The 16,516-nt window shown below is 70.0% G+C and carries 20 protein-coding genes; 5 read left to right on the plus strand and 15 right to left on the minus strand.

All coding sequences use genetic code 11. The features are described 5' to 3' along the window. Window positions 1–5 precede the first annotated feature (5 nt). On the minus strand, window positions 6–947 hold the full coding sequence (locus tag A3CQ_RS0131205; RefSeq protein ID WP_040433251.1) for a diacylglycerol/lipid kinase family protein: 942 nt from the start codon (window positions 945–947) through the stop codon (window positions 6–8). Between the two features lie 53 nt (window positions 948–1,000). Here A3CQ_RS0131205 and A3CQ_RS0131210 point away from each other — a divergent pair, with 53 nt between their 5' ends. From A3CQ_RS0131210 to A3CQ_RS0131225, 4 genes are read left to right on the plus strand one after another with little or no spacing between them, the layout of a single operon-like run. Beyond that, window positions 1,001–1,501 carry a DUF1990 domain-containing protein gene (locus tag A3CQ_RS0131210; RefSeq protein WP_026206388.1) on the plus strand — a complete coding sequence of 167 codons (501 nt, stop codon included), beginning with the start codon at window positions 1,001–1,003 and terminating at the stop codon, window positions 1,499–1,501. Next, on the plus strand, window positions 1,498–2,274 hold the full coding sequence (locus tag A3CQ_RS0131215) for an MBL fold metallo-hydrolase (protein ID WP_020514887.1): 777 nt from the start codon (window positions 1,498–1,500) through the stop codon (window positions 2,272–2,274). The genes A3CQ_RS0131210 and A3CQ_RS0131215 overlap by 4 nt, the downstream gene beginning before the upstream one ends. Next, window positions 2,271–2,873, plus strand: coding sequence for a DedA family protein (locus A3CQ_RS0131220; protein WP_026206389.1), 603 nt, complete (start codon window positions 2,271–2,273; stop codon window positions 2,871–2,873). Before A3CQ_RS0131215 ends, A3CQ_RS0131220 begins: the two co-directional genes overlap by 4 nt. A gap of 1 nt (window position 2,874) precedes the next feature. Further along, window positions 2,875–3,537, plus strand: a complete 663-nt coding sequence (locus A3CQ_RS0131225) for a maleylpyruvate isomerase N-terminal domain-containing protein (RefSeq protein ID WP_020514889.1) — start codon at window positions 2,875–2,877, stop codon at window positions 3,535–3,537. Window positions 3,538–3,545: 8 nt separating this feature from the next. Here the strand turns inward: A3CQ_RS0131225 and A3CQ_RS0131230 are convergent, their stop codons facing one another. The 3 genes from A3CQ_RS0131230 to A3CQ_RS0131240 form a co-directional block, all read right to left on the minus strand. Continuing rightward, entirely contained in the window at window positions 3,546–4,271 is a 726-nt protein-coding gene (locus A3CQ_RS0131230; protein WP_157296572.1) for a hypothetical protein, read from the minus strand. A gap of 18 nt (window positions 4,272–4,289) precedes the next feature. Continuing rightward, a complete protein-coding gene (locus tag A3CQ_RS0131235; protein WP_026206390.1) occupies window positions 4,290–5,522 on the minus strand; it encodes a L,D-transpeptidase in 1,233 nt (410 codons plus the stop codon). A 174-nt stretch (window positions 5,523–5,696) separates the two neighbouring features. After that, window positions 5,697–6,539 carry a serine hydrolase gene (locus A3CQ_RS0131240; RefSeq protein ID WP_051115408.1) on the minus strand — a complete coding sequence of 281 codons (843 nt, stop codon included), beginning with the start codon at window positions 6,537–6,539 and terminating at the stop codon, window positions 5,697–5,699. Between the two features lie 222 nt (window positions 6,540–6,761). Between A3CQ_RS0131240 and A3CQ_RS0131245 the strand changes: the two genes are divergently transcribed. Further along, window positions 6,762–7,694 (plus strand): hypothetical protein, encoded by a 933-nt coding sequence (locus tag A3CQ_RS0131245; protein WP_020514893.1) that lies wholly within the window; start codon window positions 6,762–6,764, stop codon window positions 7,692–7,694. 4 nt (window positions 7,695–7,698) lie between these two features. Here the strand turns inward: A3CQ_RS0131245 and A3CQ_RS0131250 are convergent, their stop codons facing one another. The 11 genes from A3CQ_RS0131250 to A3CQ_RS0131300 all read right to left on the minus strand — a co-directional run bounded on the left by A3CQ_RS0131250 (window position 7,699) and on the right by A3CQ_RS0131300 (window position 16,429). After that, window positions 7,699–8,196: a DinB family protein gene (locus A3CQ_RS0131250; RefSeq protein WP_020514894.1), complete on the minus strand. Its 498-nt coding sequence runs from the start codon at window positions 8,194–8,196 to the stop codon at window positions 7,699–7,701. Beyond that, window positions 8,193–8,867, minus strand: a complete 675-nt coding sequence (locus tag A3CQ_RS0131255) for a cytochrome P450 (RefSeq protein ID WP_020514895.1) — start codon at window positions 8,865–8,867, stop codon at window positions 8,193–8,195. Before A3CQ_RS0131255 ends, A3CQ_RS0131250 begins: the two co-directional genes overlap by 4 nt. Window positions 8,868–8,963: 96 nt before the next feature. Then, entirely contained in the window at window positions 8,964–9,200 is a 237-nt protein-coding gene (locus A3CQ_RS0131260; protein ID WP_020514896.1) for a hypothetical protein, read from the minus strand. A 178-nt stretch (window positions 9,201–9,378) separates the two neighbouring features. After that, window positions 9,379–10,098, minus strand: coding sequence for a DUF6082 family protein (locus tag A3CQ_RS0131265; RefSeq protein ID WP_157296574.1), 720 nt, complete (start codon window positions 10,096–10,098; stop codon window positions 9,379–9,381). 456 nt (window positions 10,099–10,554) lie between these two features. After that, a complete protein-coding gene (locus A3CQ_RS0131270; RefSeq protein ID WP_051115410.1) occupies window positions 10,555–11,544 on the minus strand; it encodes a S1 family peptidase in 990 nt (329 codons plus the stop codon). A gap of 211 nt (window positions 11,545–11,755) precedes the next feature. Then, window positions 11,756–13,024, minus strand: coding sequence for an FAD/NAD(P)-binding protein (locus tag A3CQ_RS0131275; protein WP_020514899.1), 1,269 nt, complete (start codon window positions 13,022–13,024; stop codon window positions 11,756–11,758). 1 nt (window position 13,025) lies between these two features. Next, window positions 13,026–13,505 carry a winged helix-turn-helix domain-containing protein gene (locus tag A3CQ_RS0131280; protein ID WP_020514900.1) on the minus strand — a complete coding sequence of 160 codons (480 nt, stop codon included), beginning with the start codon at window positions 13,503–13,505 and terminating at the stop codon, window positions 13,026–13,028. 8 nt (window positions 13,506–13,513) lie between these two features. Then, window positions 13,514–13,930, minus strand: coding sequence for a cupin domain-containing protein (locus A3CQ_RS0131285; protein WP_020514901.1), 417 nt, complete (start codon window positions 13,928–13,930; stop codon window positions 13,514–13,516). Continuing rightward, complete coding sequence (locus tag A3CQ_RS54775) at window positions 13,927–14,631, minus strand: ABC transporter ATP-binding protein (RefSeq protein ID WP_020514902.1); 705 nt, start codon at window positions 14,629–14,631, stop codon at window positions 13,927–13,929. Before A3CQ_RS54775 ends, A3CQ_RS0131285 begins: the two co-directional genes overlap by 4 nt. Next, window positions 14,628–15,596, minus strand: a complete 969-nt coding sequence (locus A3CQ_RS0131295; protein ID WP_020514903.1) for an aliphatic sulfonate ABC transporter substrate-binding protein — start codon at window positions 15,594–15,596, stop codon at window positions 14,628–14,630. The genes A3CQ_RS54775 and A3CQ_RS0131295 overlap by 4 nt, the downstream gene beginning before the upstream one ends. After that, window positions 15,593–16,429 (minus strand): ABC transporter permease subunit, encoded by an 837-nt coding sequence (locus A3CQ_RS0131300; RefSeq protein WP_020514904.1) that lies wholly within the window; start codon window positions 16,427–16,429, stop codon window positions 15,593–15,595. The genes A3CQ_RS0131295 and A3CQ_RS0131300 overlap by 4 nt, the downstream gene beginning before the upstream one ends. Window positions 16,430–16,516: the final 87 nt, after the last annotated feature.

A 16,516-nucleotide genomic window follows, 5' to 3' on the forward strand; every position in this document is an offset into this window, starting at 1 on the left:
CGGATTCAGTCGTCCGCCCGGCGCCGGGCCGCGGCCTTCACGTCGTACGCCAAATCGGGATCGCTCTCCGGAAGTGGCACACAGAGCAGGAGAGCTCGGGGTTTGATGTGGATCTTGAGGCTTCGGCCGGGCTCGATGAGATCGCCGTCGAGCTGGCGCGGCTCGGTCCGGCGCGTGTAGATCTCGACGCGCTCGGCGGTGAAGGTCTCCATCAGCGGCACCCGCTCGCGGCGGCGCAGCACGGCCCAGGCCAGGCGCGCCCAGTGGGTCAGGTTGTTCGGGCTCAGGATGGCCACGTCGAGCTTGCCGTCGGCCGGGTCGGCCCGGCTGAGCAGGCGCACCCCGCCCTGGAGCCGGCCCACGTTCCCGACGATCACCGTGCGCGGGCGGCGCGGCATCGGCGGGCGGCCGTCCAGCACGATCCGCGCGCGCATCGGACGGTCGCGCAGGTGCTTGAGGGCGCCGCCGACGTACGCGAGCCAGCCGAGCCGCCGTTTCGCCCTCTCCGACGTACCGGCCAGCATCTGCGCGTCGAAGCCCATCCCGGCCATCACCGCGAAGCAGCGGTCGCCGGCCACGCCCACGTCGATCCGGCGGCGGCCACCGTCGATCGCCACCCGCACCGCCGTCGCGATATCGCCGTTGAGGCCGAGGTTGGCGGCGAGCAGGTTGCCGGTGCCGGCCGGGACCACGGCCATCGCCACGTCGCTGCCCGCCAGCGCCGACACCGCGGCCATCACCGTGCCGTCGCCGCCGCACACGAAGATCAGTTCGGCGCCGTTGTTCATCGCCTTTTTGGCCTGGCCGCGGCCGGGATCCCCGGGGGTGGTCTCGTGCCATGTGGGTGCGGGCCAGCCGGCCCGGGCGAGCATCCGCTCGATCGTGCCGCGCAGCTGGTCGGGCTCCTTCGCGGGGTTCACCACGACCGCGCTGCGGGGTCCTGTCACAAGGTCAGTGTGCCCGAGTCGGCATTGCCCGGCGACTGGTGAATCATGAAGGGGTGAGTGAATTGACCTACTCCCCGGTGGGCGCCACGGAAACCGGGGAGCGGCCGCCCGGCTTCCGGCACCTGTTCTTCCGGATGCCGCTCGGCTCCGGCGCCGATCTCTACCGCCGGGCCGGGGAGGCAGTGCTGACCTTCCGCATGCACCGGGCCACCGGGGCGCGCATCGAGTCCACGTCCTCGGAGGCAGCTCCCGGCGTGCGCCTCACCGTCGGGATGGGCCCGCTCCACGTACCGTGCGAAGTGATTTGGGTTGAAAAATCAGACAAAAAGACCGGTTTTGCGTACGGGACACTGCCCGGCCATCAAGCGTCGGGCGAGGAGGCGTTCCTCGTCACGCGGGACGAGCGCGATCGCGTCTGGTTCACGGTGACCGCGTACAGCCGGCCGGCCCGCCTCTTCATGCGGCTCGGCGGCCCTCTCGCGATCGTCTTCCAGCACGCGTACGCACGCCTGTGCGGCCGGGCACTGAAACGCCTCTGTACCGTGAACGCGTGAGCGCGACGTCGGTGACCTACTGGGGCCACAGCACCATGTGGCTGGCCGACTCGGACACCACCTTGCTCACCGACCCCGTCCTCACCGACCGCGTCGCCCACCTGCGCCGGATGGCCGGCCCCACCCCGCGCCTGCCCGCCCCGCCCGACGCCGTCCTGCTGTCCCACCTGCACGCCGACCACTTCCACCTGGCCTCGCTGCGCCTCGTGCCCGGCACCCCCACGCTGATCGTGCCCCGCGGCGCCGCGTCGTTCGTCGCCAAGACCCTCGGTCCGGCGTTCGCCGCCCGCTGCGTCGAGCTCGCCCCCGGCGAGGACACCACGGTCGGCGCCGTACGCGTCAAGGCCGTCCCCGCCGCCCACGAGGGCGGGCGGGGTCCCTGGTCCCGCGAGCGCGCCCTCGCCATCGGCTTCGTGGTCGAGGGTGCCGCCCGCACGTGGTACGCGGGCGACACCGGCCTGTTCGACCAGATGGCCGAGATCGGCCCGCTCGACCTGGCCCTGATTCCGGTCGGCGGCTGGGGTCCCACGCTCGGCGCGCACCACCACCTCGACGCCGCCGACGCCGCCGAGGCGGTGCGCCGGGTCAAGGCCGCCTGGGCGGTGCCGGTCCACTACGGCACGTTCTGGCCGATCGGGATGGCCCGCATCCGCACGCACATGTTCTCCGAGCCGGGCCGCCGCTTCGCCGAGCTGGCCGAGCGCACGTCCCCCGACACCCGGGTGCGCGTGCTGGGGCAGGGCGAGACGCTGACGGTCGGGCGCGGCGCATGATGGCGTACCTGGGCGCGCTGCTCTGGCTGTTCGCCGTGGTCTCGTTCGGCGCGATCATCCCGATCGTCCCCACCGGCGCCGCGGTCAGCGGCGCCGCCGCGCTGGCCTTCCACGAGCACCACCCGATCACGATCGTCCTGGTCATCCTCTTCGGCGCCGCCGGCGCCTACTGCGGCGACCTGGTGATGTACGCGATGTGCCGGGTCGGCGGCGAGAAGCTGGCCCGGCGCCTGCGCTGGCTGCGCGACGAGGAACATCTGGCCTCGGTCAAGACCCGCCTGGAGAAGTCGCAGGTCCCGGTCCTGCTCGTCTCCCGCCTGATCCCCGGCGGCCGGGTCCCGGTCCTGCTGGCCGCCGCCTTCGTGGGCCTGGCCTGGCGCACCTTCGTGGTCGCCAACGTCCCGGCCTGCGCCCTGTGGGCCGGCGTCTACGCTGGCATCGGCGTGGCCGGCGGCTCGATCTTCCCCCGCCCCTGGGAGGGCGTGGTGGCCGCCGTGATCCTCATCCTCGTGGTCAACCAGACCGTCAGCTGGATCACGAAACGCCGCGAGGCCCGCGCCGAGTCCTCCCGCTCCGAGGCCTCGCCCTCCGAGGCCTGACGTGGTCCTGGCCGCCCTCGAAGCCGAGACCGGCGCCCTCATCACCGCCGTCGCCGGCCTCACGCCCGCGGAGTGGGAGCTGCCCACCCGCTGCACGCCCTGGCCGGTACGCGACCTGGTCGGCCACGTCATCACGGCGCTGAGCAGGGTGCCCGCGATGGTCGCCGCGCCGACGCCGGAACGCGCCGACACCACGGCGACCGCCTACTACCGCCCGGACCACCGCTTCAGCGACGCGGCCAACGCCGACCGTGTCGACACCGCGCACGGCCGGGCGGCCACCAGCGGCGGCCTCACCGCCGACCTGAAGGCGGCGGCACAGGCCGCGCTCGCCGCCGCCCGCCACGAATCACCCGACCGCCTGGTGCGAACCCGCCACGACGACGCGATGCTGCTGTCGGATTTCCTCACCACCCGGGTGGTCGAGGTGGCCGTGCACGGTCTCGATGTCGCCGACGCCCTGAACCGCCCGGCGTGGCTGACGACCCCGGCCGCGGAGCACCTCCAGGAGCTGCTCTTCGGCCCGCAATGGCGCCACGCCGTCGCCGGCCTCGGCTGGGATCCCGTCACGCTGCTGCGCAGGACGACCGGCCGCGCACCGGTCTCCGACGCCGAGGCGGCCGCCCTGGCGCGGGCCGGACTGCGCCCGCTGACGCTCGGCTGAGCGCACCTCTACTCGGCTCCCGAGAGCGGTGCCGCTCCCCGCCTCCGGAGTGCCTCGTCGATCGCGGCGCTGCTGCCGACCGCGGAGAAGAAATTGACGTACGCCGCGAGCAGGAGCGCGCCCGAGACGACCGCGACCACGATCGCGGCGATGTGCGGCGGCTCGCCCTGCCGGAAGAGCTGCACGACCGCGTACGTGATGAAGCCGATCGGCACCGCGATCGCCAGCAGAAAGACCTCGGCGAACGTCAGGAACATGCGGTAGGCCTTGGGCCATCCGCCCGAGAACGGCTCCGGCACCGGGCCGGTCGACACGACGTAGCCGAAGGGGACGATGAAGTTGATCAGGTGCGAGTTCTTGACCTGGGGATACGCGGTGTTGCAGTACGCGGTGTAGGCGTCCCAGGAAATGTTGCGCTCGATCAGCAGCGCCGCGACCCGGAAGAGCAGGAAACCGACGGCGATCGGGATCAGGTACTTCAGCTCGCCGAGCTTCGAGACTTTGACACCCACGGCCGAGGCCTCGCCGATGAGGTTCCGGTTCAGCAGCTCGAACAGGAGCACGAGCAGGGCCGACAGGACGAGGTCGCGGGTGAGCCGCTTGTGCATGTCGCGGATGGAGTCGAGGACCCGGCCCAGCAGGTCGCGGGCGAGCTCGGGTTGATGGGTGGCCAGGTCGTGGAACGCGTCCAGCACCCGGTCGGCCTTCGCCGCCCGGTCGTCGGCAGTCATCACGCCGCGATCGTAGGCGGGTCAGTTGCCGTACTTGTCGTAGGAGACCGTCCAGTCGCCGAGGCCGTCGGTGATCGGGAGTTCCTTCGGGCTGTTGTTGACCTGGACCACATCGCCGATCAGGAAGTTGCGGTAGACCCACTCGGCGTCGGTCTCGCCCAGATTGACGCAGCCGTGGGAGATGTTGGCCCGGCCCAGCGAGTGGTTCCACGGGGCGGCGTGCAGGAACTCGCCCGAGTAGGAGATGCGGGTGCAGAACTGGACGTCCTCGGGCGCGTAGAAGTACGGGTTGTTCGGGTCGGTCAGGCCGTAGCTGGCCGAGCTCATGCTGTGCGTGCGCTCCTTCGAGAGCACCACGTGCGGGCCGTTCTGCGTCCAGAAGTGGATCTGGTGGCCGTCCGCCGCCTTCGTGTAGCCGCCGCGGCCGTTGCTGCAGGCCATGTCGCGCACCATCTTGCCGTCGACGTACACCTTCGTACGGTGGGAATTGTTGTCGCTGATGGCGACGAGGGCGCGGCCGATGGTGAAGTGCGTCGTGGCGTTGGTCTTGCCGTAGACGCCGTTGCCCAGGTGCACGCCGAGGGCCTTGACGCTCACCTTGATCGTGGTGCCCTTCGCCCAGTACTTCGCGGGCCGCCAGTGCACGATCGTGTTGTTGACCCAGAAGAACTTGCCGGGCACCGACGGCGTGGTCTCGACCGTGATCGCCTTCTCGGCGGCGGCCCGGTCCTTCACCGACTTGCTGAAGGCCACGATCACCGGCTGGCCGATGCCGTACGTGCCGCCGGTCTTCAGCGAGGCCAGTCCGTTGGCCTGGAAGGTGATCCCGGCGACCGACTTCGGCTTGAGCGTCGTGAAGCTGGACGTCTTCTGGACCTGGGCGCCGGTGCTGTCGAGGATCGAGGCGGTCACCTTGTAGGTCGCGCCGTACGCCATGCTGCCGGTGGACCGCCACGTCACGCCGTCGTCCGCCACCGCGCCGCCGAGCTTCTTCGAACCCGAGACGACGCTGACCGACTGAAGCTTGCCGCCGTCGACCGAGACGGTGACGTCGTCGGCCGGCGACACGTCGGCCTTGCCCGCCGCGGGGCTCACGGTCAGCGTGATCGGGGCGGCGGACGGCGCGGCGGCCGAGTGCCAGCTGCCGGCGACCGGATTGAGCGCGCCCTTGGAGCCCTTGCCGCCACAACCGGCGACAGCGAGCCCGGCGGCGGCGCCCACCGCCCCGAGGATGACCTTACGTCGCTGAACCATGACTCTCTCAACCCAGGGGTGACGGGCCTCGCGGCCGGACTGATGTCGCTGGAGAGGAATACGACCGCCGTGATCGTAGGGATCACTGTCGCTGTAGTCGAGAGCGGGTCGCCGTGCACAACCCATGAGCCGTGCACAACCACTAAGACGCGCCGGCGGGCCGAAAACGTTGCCTCAGTACTTGAGGTACTGCCGGGTGAGCTTGGCCGCCTTCTCCACCACGGCGATGCCACCGGACATCGAGGCATGACCGTGCGAGAGCACCGCGATCGAGACATCGGTGTCGTCGCCGGTGATCCGCCCCACCGTGTTGATGATCCAGCGATTGTTCTCGGTCGAGCGGGGCAGCCAGCCGTTCTTGACCGTGAACTTTTCGCCGGTCCTGGCCGCGGCCGGGACGCCCCAGTCCTGCTCCTCGTCGACCGTGCTCATCAGCTCGTGGGCCAGGTCGCGGGAGTCCTGGTCGAGCGGGCCCTTGGTGTCGACCAGCTCGGAGAGCAGTTTCACCTGGTCGTCGACGGTGGTCCGGGTGAGGCCCCAGGCGCTGTTGACGGTGGTCTGGGTCAGGCCGAGCCGCTTGTTGCACCTGGTGATCGCGGACGCCTTGCCGAGTTTCGCGAACAGTGAGGTCGTGGCGTCGTTGTCGCTGAGCCGGATCATCCGCTTGGCCAGGGCCAGCTCGTTCGAGGTCAGGTCGCGCTGGTTGTCCTGGGCGGTCAGCAGCAGGCAGGCGAGCACCTGCACCTTGACGACGCTCGCGGTCTCATATTTCTCGGTTCCGCGGTACGAGTACTTCTGCCCGGTCTTGCGGTCGAGCACCGCCACCGAGAACTCGGGAACCGTGGCCGCGTACTTCTTCAGCGCCGCGTTCAGGGCCGTCACCCGCTTGGCGCGTTCCTGGGCGGCCAGTTCCTCGGGGCTGGGCCCGGTCGGCGTCGGCGTCGCCTTCGTGGCGGCCGGCTGATCACGGAACGTGCCGGACAGCGGCAGCGCGCCACCGGAGTCGCCGTGTGTCATGCCCACGCCGACCAACCCGGCACCTCCCAGGACCCCCACAGCCGCCACCGTCAAGATCCAGCTACGAGTACGCACCCGGCCATAGTGCCGTGCCCGCGCCAGCGATGCTCGTGCCGACCTCCGGTGCATATGAAGTTGACAGAGACTTTCGACCCATGGAACAGCTTCGCTCACCGGCGGTCACGACACGCCGAGGATGCCTTCCGGGCGCATGATGGTGGCATGCGCTTCCCGTTGGTGTCACCCGCCGCGCTGGCCGATGTCGCCCGCACCGCGATCGGTCAGGTGGTGGAGACCGCCGCGGCCGCCGCCACGATCCCCATGCGGGCGCTGGGCGTGCTCGGCCAGACCGAGCTGCTGGTCACCCGGATCACCGTGCTCGCCGACGAGGCCGAGGCCCTGATCCGCCGAGTAACCACGATCGTCGACGAGGCGGAGCTGGTGGTCGCCGACGCCCGGACGATCACCGGCGCCGCCACCGAAGTGGTCGGAGACGCCCGGACCATCACGAGCGCCGCCACCGAAGTGGTCGGAGACGCTCGGACCATCACCGTCGCCGCCACCGAGGTGGTCGCGAACGCCGGCGTGATCACGGCCGCCGCCACCGGTGTGATCGCCAAGGCGGAGGGCATCACCGAGGCGGCCTCGGCCGTCGTCGGGCAGGCCGGCGGCATCACGCACGCCGCGTCGGCAATTGTCGGCGAGGCCGCGGGCATCACGGACGCCGCGGCCGGGGTGGTCACCCAGGCGTCGACGCTCAGCCACGCGGCCCAGGGCGTGATCGAGACGGCCGGCGGCATCACCACCGACGCGACCGCGGTGGTCCGGCGGGTCGAGACGGCCGCGACCGACGCCACCGAGCTTCTCGACGCGTACGCGGAGACGCTGCGCAAGGGCGCCCCACTGGCGGCCCGTTTCGTGAACGAGCTGTCGCCCGACGAGGTGACCGCCGCGATCCGCATGGTCGACGAGCTGCCGAGGCTGCGCGAGCACCTGACCGACGACGTGATGCCGCTGCTGGCCAAGCTCGACCAGGTCGGCCCCGACCTGCACAAACTGCTCGAGGTAACGGAAGACCTTCGCCTGGCCATCGCCGGCATCCCCGGCCTGAAAATGCTCCGGCGCCGCGGCGAGGACAAAATCGAAGATCGCTGAAACCTCAAGCCCGATTTCGTACGACGTCAAGCATCGTGTCCACGTGACCGCGGTGCTGCGCCGTCTCCCGGATCAGGTGAATGTGGAGCCAGCGCAGACTCACCGGCCCCTTCCCGAACGACGGCAGCGCCGCGGTCGCATCGAGACTCGGGTGCTCGGCGGCCACCGCCCGGCTCCGCCCGCAGGCCGCCGCGTAAAGCGCTCGCAACTCACCCACCGAATCCTCGGCCGCCGACCGCCACGCCCACTCTTCGTCCCCGCCCGGCCACGGCGGCGGATAGTCCCGCCCCGCGAACTTGTGCGTGAACCAGAGGTCCTCCATATGCGCCAGGTGCTTCACAATCCCGCCGATAGTCATGGCGGTGCTAGGCAGAAGCCGCCGCCGCGCGTCCGCGTCGTCGAGCCCGTCGAGCGCGCGAAGGATCGACTCGCGGTGCTGCTCGAGAAACTGCTCGAGCATCTCCCGCTCCCCCGCCCGCAGCCGCGGGTAGAAATCGCTCACCCGGACTCCTCCACGACCAAGCCGACCAGCTCGTAGGCGGCGATCTCGGGCCGGATCCGCACCTCGGGCTCGTGGACCATCCGCAGTCCCTCGAGCGCGAACAACTTGCTCAGGAAGATGTCGGTCTCCTGGATCGCGATGTACGCGCCCGGGCAGCGATGCGCGCCGTCCCCGAACGAAAGCACCGCATCCGGTACGCCGTCGGCCAGCTCGCGGCCCGGGCAGACCCGCTGCGGATCGTCGCCCATCGCCTCCGGGTCGGCGTTGGCCGCGGCCACACCCACGTCGACCATCGCGCCGGCCGGGATCGTCACGTCGCCGATGGTCACCTCGGCCGTGGTGAGCCGCGCGCACTGCTCGTCCGCCAGCCGGTTCATCAGATCCCGATAGGCGGCGTCGACTCGCTTCGGCGTGAAGTACTTGGCGGTCTGCCGCCGGTGCTCCCGATGCTCGGGCCCGTCCCGGTAGAGCACGGCCAGGCGCATCCCCCGAGCGAACCGCTTGACCCCCTCGATCCCGAACCCGGCCTGCCGGGTATCGGTTTGCCGCAAGAACTCTTTCGCCGTCTGGTAGTCCTGGATCCGCCAGACCCGATCGTCCCCCACCTGCGCGGGACACCCCGGCGCCAGCTCGCCCCGCCCAACCTTGCGCTCCGCCCCGACCGTCGCCATCGCCCCATTCTGCGGGCGAACTGTCCCTTGTGGAACAGTCGACGAGGGATCGGCGCTCCGCATCACGGCCGACGGAAGCGACCCACCGAGTTCCGGTCAGGCTTCAGGGATGTCGTGTTTCGCCGCGAGGAACGTCTCTCGCGACACCACCACGATCCGCTCGTAGTTCGCGCGAGCCGCGTCCGGCGGCAACTTGCCCTCCAGCGCCTCAGTCATGTCAGTGCCGATTACCGCGAAGTCGCCGCTCGAGAGCTCAAAGACGTCCGGGCACGTTCCGTTGTTCAACGAGCCACGTTCACGCGGCGATCGCCCGAGCCGGCGCACGAACTCCACGGGGCTGCCTTTCCCTCACTGTTGCAACCGACCATTGATCAGGGCGCGCCCAGTCTGCCCACGAGCGCGTTGCTGTTCAAGCAACGCCACGCGGCGAAAGGTACGGCGCACATGGTGTCCGTTGACCGAGGTGCTGGCAACCTGTCGGGCTCAGGCCACCGAAAGCGCTGGCACGAGCCTAGTCGGCGACGGGCACCCGGGCGCCCTTTTCGGTCAAATCGGGTGATTCAGAGGGATCTGGCGCCGTGGGATGGCGGGAACCGCGATCGGACGTGGCAACGGCAGCTTCGTAATCCTGGCAAAGATCGTCCAACTTCTTCGCGAACGCGTACTCCGGGCTTCCCGGCGCCAGAGAGGTTCTGGCCCGCGCGGCGGCCGCCCAGTACTTGCGCATCAGAGTGCTGGTGAAGAGGTACCGCATGCTGCCGAATATCTCCTCATCGCTCGCCTTGTTGAGCTTGAGCGACGTCCAGTGGAACTGATAAATGATATTGGCGTACAGGAATTGGCGGTTGCTCTCGGCCGATAATCCCGGCTGAAACGCCGGCCAGACCTCGGCCAACTGCTGATCGTTTATGCTCATCTTGAGGATCTCAAGGTGCAGCATGCTGAGGTCGGCAGCGGCGCTGCGGCGCAGCTCCTGGAACTGGACTCGTGCGGCAATGACCACAGCGACCAGGGTGAGTCCGCTGATGATCGAGCTCAGGACGCCGAACGTCTGACCTACGTCGCTCCACCTGCCCCAATCGTCGGCGGCAGCGCGCTGTCCGACAACCACGGCCGCCCCGACTCCACCGAGCAACGTCAACAGAGTGGCAGCGGCGAGAACGACCAGCCCGAACGAGAATCGCATCAGGGCACGATTTCGATAGGGCCCCATTGCGCCGTCCGCCTTCACGGACCTCACCTCCCCGCCACCCGGCCGCCGAGGAGACGGTTCACACCGCCGGAGTCCGGGCGCCGGGAATTGACATCGTCGGCGAGCCGAGACCTCCTCATCTGTATAGTGCGGCACGGACGTCCAACAAAGCCACCCACACCGCAGTGAATGAACGCGGGAACGACTCCGAAAAACGAACGCCACATAGCAGTTTGGCAAGTGGCAGAATGCCACATTTCAAGACCATTAACGATCGTTAATTAGCCCGGCGATCGTGTCCGATGGCGCGCACACGAGCACGCCGGCGTTAGGGGACGGGCCCGCCCGGATGGCGGGGCGCGGAGGGTGAGGGTGCAGGTGGCCGATGCCCGGCGCCACGGGACTCTGCGTCGATTCGTACGATATGAGGGGAATGAGAAACGGCCTCGCCGGAAGCGAGGCCGTTCCCTTGTGCAGCGCCCAGCCGTAGCGGGCCTAGAAGACCGAGACGCCGTAGACGCTCAGGGGCTCGGTGACCGGCTGGAAATAGGTCACGCCGCCGGAGGAGCAGTTGCCGCTGCCGCCGGAGGTGAGGCCCAGGGCCGTCGTGCCGGAGTAGAGCGGGCCGCCGCTGTCGCCGGGCTCGGCGCAGACGGTGGTGCGGATCAGGCCGGAGACGGAGCCCTCGGCGTAGTTGACCGTGCTGTTCAGGGCCGTGACGCGACCGGAGTGGATGCCGGTCGTCGAACCGCGGCGGTTGACGGTGGCGCCGACGGCCGGGGTGCTGGCGGAGGTGATGTCCTGGGAGCCGACGGCGCCGGACTTGGTGATCGTCGTGTTGGTGTAGCGGACGATGCCGTAGTCGTTGCCGGGGAAGCTCGTGCCCGCGCGGGTGCCGAGGGTGGTCGAGCCGTTGGTCCAGGTCGAGCCGATGTTCGTGCAGTGGCCGGCGGTCAGGAAGTAGTTCGTGCCGGAGCTGCTGCGGACGTTGAAGCCGAGCGAGCACCGGGCGCCGCTGACGTAGATGGCGTCGCCGCCGGAGATCTCCACGCTCAGGCTGCCGGAGATCGACTCGATGCGGGCCTTGTCGCCGAGCTTGGCGACCGTGGCCTTGACCGCGGCCAGCTTGGCGCCGGTGACCGTGCTGTCGACGCTGACCACGACCTGGTTGCTGACCGGGTCGACGGCGAACGCGGTGCCGGGGGTCTTCAGGGTGGCCGTGAGGCTGTCGTTCGCCGCGGCCAGCTCGGTGCCGGTGTGGGCGACGAAGCGCGCGGTGGCGCCGGCGGCGGTCACGGAACGGGCCGTGGCGGCGTCGGTGACGTTGACGACGACCTTGCCCGCGCCGTCGATGTACGAGCCGGCGGTCTGGCTGCCGAACTGTGCGTCGAGCTTCGAGGCGAGGGCGGACGGCGCGAACGAGGCGTCGCCGGCCGAGGGGGCGGCCGACGCGGGTGACGCGACGAACGCGGAGCCGACGAGCATGCACGCGGCCAGGCCGACGATCGGTCGGCGCAGCTTCCGGGTGAGCACTTTGTTCCTCCCAGGGGGGTGAGGGCGTATCGTGCTCCCGCAGTATCGACAGTTCTCAATATGTACACAACCGGGCGATTATTGCTGCGACGTTCATCAATTCAAGCCTGACCTGCGCAAACACCGCGACCATACCGCGGGCATATGACCGAACCGGGATGAATTATTTAACTCTGTCGATCAATGCACCGGCTTGGGCGCGGATTTCCGGGACGGCGGTGGTCTCCCAGAGCGCGCCGCGGCGCAGCGGGCCGATCAGCCAGAGGTTGTCGTTCACCCGGCCGTCCGCGCCGATCAGGCGCCCGCGGGCGTCGATGTCCAGGCCGAGTCCGTGCGGGCCGACCCGGGCGTGGCCGTCGCGCAGCAGGCCACCGGCGAACGGGCCGGCGGCGCCGGGGAGGCGGCCGGGACCCGCGCAGTTGACGACGGCGCCGAACCACTGGACGCCGGCCTCGAGCTCGACCAGCAGGCCACCGGCGGGCGGCGCGGTCATCGAGCGGATGCCGCCGGCGCGGACCTCGAGGCGGCCCTCCTCGCGCAGAGTGGCCACGCGGGCGCCGACGGAGGGGGCCATCCGGTGCCGGTGACACTCCCAGGGCCGGGCCAGGTGCCGGAGGAAGGCCTCCTGCTCGGCGGGGGTGAGGCCGCTCCAGAGGCGGTCGATGCTGGGGCGCAGGCCGTCGACGACCGCGCGCCAGTCGCCGGCCTCGGCCGCGGCCTGACGGACAAAACGGACAAGGTCCCGGAGCGTCCGGGGTTCGTCCAGTGCCAGGGAAGTGAGCGGTGCGGCGGAAACCGTGTGGGTCAGCGGGAGCTGCCCCCGCCGGCTCACGGCGGTGATCGGGGCGTCGCGGTTGCCGTCGGCGGTCAGCGTGAGCACCACGTCGACGGCGGTGAGGCCGGCGCCGATCAGCAGGACCGGGACGTCGGAGGGGATCGCGTCGAGGACCCCCGGGCGCCACGGGTCGGCGATGTAGTCGGGATGATCGGTGAAGGGCTCGGCAGGCGCGGGGTTGCCCACGGCCACCACGACCTCGTCTGCCCTAATTTTACCACTTTTTTCGGTATAAATTCCGTCGGAGGCCAGGCGGCAGGCCCGGTCGGCGACCACCTCCAGGCGATCGGAGTGAGCCGCTGCCGTCCGAGCGAAGACGTCCGAAAGATAGCGGCCATAAGTCGCTCGGGGCGCGAAATCGCCCGGAGCCACGGACGCCCACCTGCTGAAATCCGACATGTCGGAAACATCGGCGCTCATCGCGCCGGCCCGGGAGTTCAGCAGGTGCCACGGGCGGGCCGACCCGTAGGCCAGCCCCCCGCCCGGCGTGTCCGGCTCGATCAGCACGACCCGGTCGTCGCTACATCGCAGCAGCTCCCGCGTGGCGAGCACGCCCGCGCACCCGCCACCCACCACCGCCACCGTCTTGCGCGCCATCTCAGACCACCGTCACCGCTGCCTCGTCGGCCAGCCGGTAGCCGAGGCCGTAGACCGTGGTGACCACCTCGGGGTCGTCGAGCTTGGTGCGCAGCCGGCTCACGTGCACGTCGACCGTCCGGTTCGTCGTGTGCGTGTGCCCCCACACCTGCGTGAGCAGCTGGCTGCGACTGAACACCTGCCGCGGGTGCCGCGCGAGGAACAGCAGCAGGTCGAACTCGAGCCGGCTCAGCTCCAGCGGCAGCCCGTCGCGGATCGCGGTGCGCGCGCCCGGGTCGAGCCGGATCCCCCCGTCGACCTCGACCTCGACCGCGGTTCCGGCCAGGTCGACGAGGTCACGGAGGGCGGCGAGGACGCGGTCGCGGCCGGCGGCCGCTCCCCCCGCGATGCTGATGGTCACGGTCACCGGTGGTTCCGGCGCCAGATCGGGTACGGGCCGCAGGTGTACCCGCCGAGGGTGTGCGACGGCGAGTGCGGACATGGCGCCTCCTAGGGTTTCAGCGACGGCAGGTTGACGACGATCGCCTCTTGGGTGGTTCTGGCGATCACCACGACGGCCTCGTTCTCCGGGTCGGGGTTCTCCTCCCGGTGCGGGACCCACGGCGGGACGAAGATGTAGTCGCCCGGCTTGGTCTCGAGCCTCTTCTCGGCGGCCGCCTCCGCGTCGTAAAACACAAAGACCGGATTTCCCCGTACGACGTAGATCGCCGTTTCCGATTCGCCGTGGTGATGGTCGCCACTGGCCGTCGAGGCGGCCACATGCGTCTCGCCCATCCACAGCGCGTCGCTGCCGACGGTCTTGCCGCTGATCGCCTCGACCCGGGTCATCCCGCTCGTCTGGGCCGTGTCGCCGGAGAGCCCGGTCGGCACGACGTGGTGCAGCTTCTGGTGAAAGTGGTCGGTCATGCGTGCTCCAAGGGTTCGACGACCCCCAGCTCCCCGAGCAGCGCGTGGCGCAGTGCGGCGAAGGGGGCCGAGCCACGGTCACGAGCCTCGGACGCTACCTCGTGAGCCGCGGCGATCCGCCCGTCGCGCATGGTCAGCACCCGGTCGGCGAGCAGGATCGCCTCGTCGACGTCGTGGGTGACCAGCAGCACGGCCGGCCGGTGCCGGGTGGTCAGGTCGCGCACCAGCCCGTGCATCCGCAGCCGGGTCAGCGCGTCGAGGGCCGCGAACGGCTCGTCGAGCAGGAGCAGCTCCGGTTCGCGGACGAGGGCCCGGGCCAGCGCCACCCGCTGCGCCTCGCCGCCGGACAGGGTGACCGGCCAGGCGTCGGCGTGCTTGTCGAGCCCGACCTCTTCCAGCGCCGACTGCGCCCGGGCGCGGGCGGTGGCTCGGGGCAGGCCGATGGCCACGTTGCGCCAGACCTTCCACCAGGGCAGCAGCCGGTGCTCCTGGAAGACGACGGTGCGCCGCTCGGGGACCTCGAGCGTGCCGCCGTCGACCGGGTCGAGCCCGGCCAGCGCCCGCAGCAGCGTGGTCTTGCCGCAGCCGCTCTTGCCGAGCAGGGCGACGAACTCGCCCCGCTCGATCTCCAGGTCGAGGCCGTCCAGCACGGTGCGCTCGCCGTAGCGGCGGGTCACCCGGGACGCGACGACGGTACTCACAGCTTCACCGCGTGGTCGGCGATATTGATCTTGTCGCTCAGCACCTTGTGGTCGCTCAGCCAGTCGGCGCCGGCCTGCAGCTGGGCGATGCCCTCGTCGTTGATCAGGCTCCAGGTGACCTGGACGTTCTCGCCGACCAGCTTGTCCACGACGGCCTGCGGGTACTTCGAGACCGCGTTGCCGATCTTCTGCGCCTCGGCCGGGTTCGCGTTGGCCCAGTCCTGCTCGGCCTTGTACGCCGCGATGACCTTGCGGATCGTGTCGGCCTCCTTCTTGGCGTAGTCGTCGCGGACCAGGTAGCTGCCGAAGTCGATCTGCTTGTCGAGCTCGTCGCCGTCCACGAAGATCCGCTTGGCGCCGTACTGCACCTCGGCCAGCTCGAGCGGGCCGGACCAGATCGACCACGCGTCGACCTTGCCGCTGCCGAAGGCGGGCGCCGCGTCCGGCGGGTTGAGGTAGGTGAAGGTCACCGAGTCGCGCGGCACGTTGTACTTCTCCAGGGCGGCCACCAGCAGGAACTCGCCGAGCCCGGCCTTGTTGACGGCGACCTTCTTGCCGGCCAGGTCCTTCACGCCGGTGATGCCGCTGTTCGGCAGCGCGATGATCGAGCTGGTGCGCGGCGTCGATTTCGACCACGCCACGTAGACGAGCTTGTTGCCGGAGAGCAGCGCCTGGTCGGCCGGGGTGGAGCTGCCGCCGAAGCTGAAGTCGGCGGTGTTGGTGGCGACGGCCTGCAGGGTGGGCGCGTGGTTGGGGAACGGCCCGACCCACTCGACGTCGATGCCCTGGTCGTTGAGGGTCTTCTCGAAGACGCCGCGGGTCTTGGGCACCGAGATGGCGCCGTAGGTGAGGCGCACCTTCTTGCGGCCGCCGGAGTCGGAGGCAGCGGCCTCGTTGTCGCCGCAGGCGGCGAGGACGGGCAAAGCCAGCGCGGCGCCGAGTAGCTTGCGACGGGACAGGGTCACTTCTTTCCTCCGTGATAATTGGGGTGCCAGGCCAGGAAGCGGCGCTCCAGGGCCCGGGCGATCAAATCGGTAGTCAGGCCGATCAGCGCATAGAGCACGATGACCAGCACGATCACATCGGTCTGCAGGAACTCCCGGGCGTTGGTCGCCATGAAGCCGATGCCCGCGGGTGCGCCGACGGTCTCGGCGATGACCAGCGCGAGCCACGCGTTGGTGAGCGCCAGGCGCAGGCCGAGCAGGATGGACGGCAGGGCGCCGGGCAGGATCGCGGCCCGGATCAGCTCGAGCCGGTTCAGGCCGACGACCCGGCCCATCTCGAGCAGCTTCGGGTCGACCTGCCGGATGCCGAGCACGGTGTTGAGGTAGATCGGGAACATGGTGCCGAGCGCGACCAGGAAGTAGCGCCCGCTCTCGCCGACGCCGAACCAGACCATCACCAGCGGCAGGATCGCCAGGAACGGGATCGCCCGGATGATCTGGATGTTCCGGTCGATGATCGCCTCGGCGAGTTTCGAGAAGCCGGTGAGCACGCCGAGCACGAGCCCGACGGTGGCGCCGATGGCCAGGCCGACGGCGGCCCGCTTGACGCTTTCCCACAGGTGATGCGGCAGCTCGCCGGTCTCGGTGAGGTGCCACGCGGTCGTGCCGACCGAGCTCGGCGCCGGCAACACGTTGGCGGCGATGAGACCGGAGCGGCTGGCGAGCTCCCAGGCAAGCAGCAGCAGGACGGGGACGGTCCAGGAGATCGTCCGGTACGGCACGGCCCGCTTCTTCGGGGGCGTCGCCCCGGCCTCCGCCGTGCGGGCGGGACCGGCGATCGCGGTAGTGGACATGGCCGCAACTCTGACGGCTCCATCTCCGCCATGTCAACCATATTCCCTAGGCTTACTAGGATATGGGACAACCATTGACTCGCTCGC

Source organism: Paractinoplanes globisporus DSM 43857, from assembly GCF_000379645.1.
Classification (GTDB): domain Bacteria; phylum Actinomycetota; class Actinomycetes; order Mycobacteriales; family Micromonosporaceae; genus Actinoplanes; species Actinoplanes globisporus.

Bases quoted from the DNA above. Each gene is read 5' to 3' on its own strand.
- A3CQ_RS0131220 (WP_026206389.1), top strand. From the start codon at position 2,271: ATGATGGCGTACCTGGGCGCGCTGCTCTGGCTGTTCGCCGTGGTCTCG.
- A3CQ_RS0131235 (WP_026206390.1), bottom strand. From the start codon at position 5,522: ATGGTTCAGCGACGTAAGGTCATCCTCGGGGCGGTGGGCGCCGCCGCC.
- A3CQ_RS0131240 (WP_051115408.1), bottom strand. From the start codon at position 6,539: ATGACACACGGCGACTCCGGTGGCGCGCTGCCGCTGTCCGGCACGTTC.
- A3CQ_RS0131245 (WP_020514893.1), top strand. From the start codon at position 6,762: ATGCGCTTCCCGTTGGTGTCACCCGCCGCGCTGGCCGATGTCGCCCGC.
- A3CQ_RS0131255 (WP_020514895.1), bottom strand. From the start codon at position 8,867: ATGGCGACGGTCGGGGCGGAGCGCAAGGTTGGGCGGGGCGAGCTGGCG.
- A3CQ_RS0131270 (WP_051115410.1), bottom strand. From the start codon at position 11,544: ATGCTCGTCGGCTCCGCGTTCGTCGCGTCACCCGCGTCGGCCGCCCCC.
- A3CQ_RS0131275 (WP_020514899.1), bottom strand. From the start codon at position 13,024: ATGGCGCGCAAGACGGTGGCGGTGGTGGGTGGCGGGTGCGCGGGCGTG.
- A3CQ_RS0131280 (WP_020514900.1), bottom strand. From the start codon at position 13,505: ATGTCCGCACTCGCCGTCGCACACCCTCGGCGGGTACACCTGCGGCCC.
- A3CQ_RS0131285 (WP_020514901.1), bottom strand. From the start codon at position 13,930: ATGACCGACCACTTTCACCAGAAGCTGCACCACGTCGTGCCGACCGGG.
- A3CQ_RS0131300 (WP_020514904.1), bottom strand. From the start codon at position 16,429: ATGTCCACTACCGCGATCGCCGGTCCCGCCCGCACGGCGGAGGCCGGG.